Below are 2,341 nucleotides of genomic sequence, written 5' to 3'. Positions count from 1 at the left end.
TATACCCATGTTACTTCAAAATGCTTTGTCAGGCACGAGCTCGGAGACCAGAGCAAGACGCAACATGAGGTAATGGTTATTCCCTTTTCGATTGGTGCAACGCAGCACTGGTTTTCGAGCTGACACAACGCAGAATGAGCGATTTTTAGTCAGCTCTGGCGTTCATTTTTTAAACTATATGGAGCTCGAGAATTACCTCTTTTTGTAATTCTAGTGATAGAGGAATAACGAAGTTAATCTCTCGAAATTGGCTTGCTGATTTTGTACCTTGAACTAACACGGGTATATATTCACCCTTTTCTTGATTTCAATCATTCTCAGAGCTTATGTCCAGACTATCACTTTATAGTAAAAACAAGTAAAATGCGCCGCCTGTAAAGCCCCTGCTTTACCCTGACTTGATATCAGAATAGAGATTGATTATGACACCTGAATTACTTTCCCCAGCCGGAACCTTAAAAAACATGCGTTATGCTTTTGCTTATGGCGCAGACGCAGTTTACGCCGGCCAACCACGTTACTCACTACGGGTAAGAAACAATGAATTTAATCTTGAAAAATTAGAGATTGGTATTAATGAAGCACACGCACAAGGTAAAAAGCTGTATGTGGTATGCAACATTCAACCGCATAATTCCAAATTAAAAACATTTATCCGGGATATGCAGCCTGTGGTAAACCTGAAACCTGATGCTTTAATTATGTCGGATCCGGGTTTAATTATGATGGTGAGGGAAGCCTTTCCCGATATGCCGGTGCATTTAAGTGTTCAAGCCAATGCGGTTAACTGGGCAAGTGTTAAATTCTGGGAAAAACAGGGTATAGAACGGGTTATTTTATCGCGGGAATTATCCTTAGATGAGATCGAGGATATCAGACAACACTGTCCCGACATAGAGATCGAAGTCTTTGTACACGGCGCACTATGCATGGCCTATTCCGGGCGCTGCCTGCTATCCGGGTACATCAATAAACGCGATCCGAACCAGGGAACCTGCACCAACTCCTGCCGCTGGAAGTATGACGCCCATGCCGCAACAGAAAATGAAACAGGTGATATTGTCGCGATTCAACCGGCTGAACCCGCCTTAGGTCTGGGACAACCTACAGATCAGATGTTCCTATTACAAGAGCAAGGCCGTCCAAACGAATATATGCCGGCATTTGAAGATGAGCATGGTACTTACATCATGAACTCGAAAGATTTGCGCGCGATTCAACACGTAGAGCGCCTGTTAAAGATTGGCGTACAGTCTTTGAAAATTGAAGGCAGAACAAAAAGTTTCTATTACTGCGCACGCACCGCGCAGGTTTATCGTAAAGCAATGGATGATGCCATTGCCGGCCGACCATTTGATCCGAAATTGATGGGAACATTGGAAAACCTTGCCCATCGAGGATATACGGAAGGCTTTTTAAGCCGCCATACACATGATGAATATCAAAACTATGATTACGGTTATTCGATCAGTGATACTCAGCAGTTTGTCGGAGAAGTCACTGCCCGCAGTAGCGATGGTTTAGCGGAAGTGATGGTTAAAAATAAATTCCTGGTGGGTGACCAGCTTGAATTGATGACCCCGCAGGGTAATATTAATTTTACTCTGGAGCAGTTACAGACTAAAAAAGGCGAATTAGTTGATGTTGCACCCGGATCAGGGCACGTTTTATACATGCCGGTTCCAAAAGAGATCGACCTCAGCCATGCGTTATTAATGCGTAACCTTAACCGCGGTGAAAATACGCGCAACCCGCACAGTAAGTAACTATGGCACTATTAATTAAAGATAACTGTATCAACTGTGATATGTGTGATCCGGAATGTCCGAATGAAGCGATCACTTTTGGTGCAGAAATCTATGAAATCAATCCGGATCTGTGCACTGAATGTGTTGGTTTTTATGAAAAACCGACCTGTATGGCAGTCTGTCCGATCAACTGTATTATCATCGATCCGGCACATGTCGAAACAGAACAACAGTTGCTAGATAAGTTTGCAGAACTCTATATTCAAAGTTCTTGAAAACTCTGTTTCAGCAGCCGTTTAAATAGTCGTCAGTGATTCAGGCATAGCATGCAACAAGCTAAATTTTTTGCAGGGCTCTATATTAAAACATGTGATGAGCATGTCAGCCACTAATGCCATCGGCATTAGTGCACTTTTTTGGGTCGACTTCATTGATATCTATTTTATCAGTTTATTAGGGTCTGTTGATCTTTCGCGGTTAATTTTTGTTCGAGATAAAAGCGTTTTAATCGCGACGCGAGGTGTGTAGCTTAGTCATTCTAAGTAAATACCTCGCAACAAAGAGTAAAACGCTTTTAGCCGAACCCTTCGGGC

General features: G+C 42.8%; 2 protein-coding genes. Both read left to right on the top strand.

The window, feature by feature from the left end; translation table 11 throughout:
- The first annotated feature begins 419 nt into the window (after positions 1-419).
- Positions 420-1,766, top strand: coding sequence for a tRNA 5-hydroxyuridine modification protein YegQ (gene yegQ, locus ABZA00_RS16900; RefSeq protein WP_372883314.1), 1,347 nt, complete (start codon positions 420-422; stop codon positions 1,764-1,766).
- A 2-nt stretch (positions 1,767-1,768) separates the two neighbouring features.
- The gene (locus ABZA00_RS16895) at positions 1,769-2,023 is read left to right on the top strand and encodes a YfhL family 4Fe-4S dicluster ferredoxin (protein ID WP_372883313.1); all 255 of its coding nucleotides are present in this window, start codon (positions 1,769-1,771) and stop codon (positions 2,021-2,023) included.
- The last annotated feature ends 318 nt before the right edge of the window (positions 2,024-2,341 follow it).

Origin of the sequence: Psychromonas sp. (assembly GCF_041586535.1) — a bacterium.
Lineage (GTDB): Bacteria > Pseudomonadota > Gammaproteobacteria > Enterobacterales > Psychromonadaceae > Psychromonas.
This window is presented reverse-complemented; position numbering and strand designations above follow the sequence as displayed.

Bases quoted from the DNA above. Each gene is read 5' to 3' on its own strand.
- ABZA00_RS16895 (WP_372883313.1), top strand. From the start codon at position 1,769: ATGGCACTATTAATTAAAGATAACTGTATCAACTGTGATATGTGTGAT.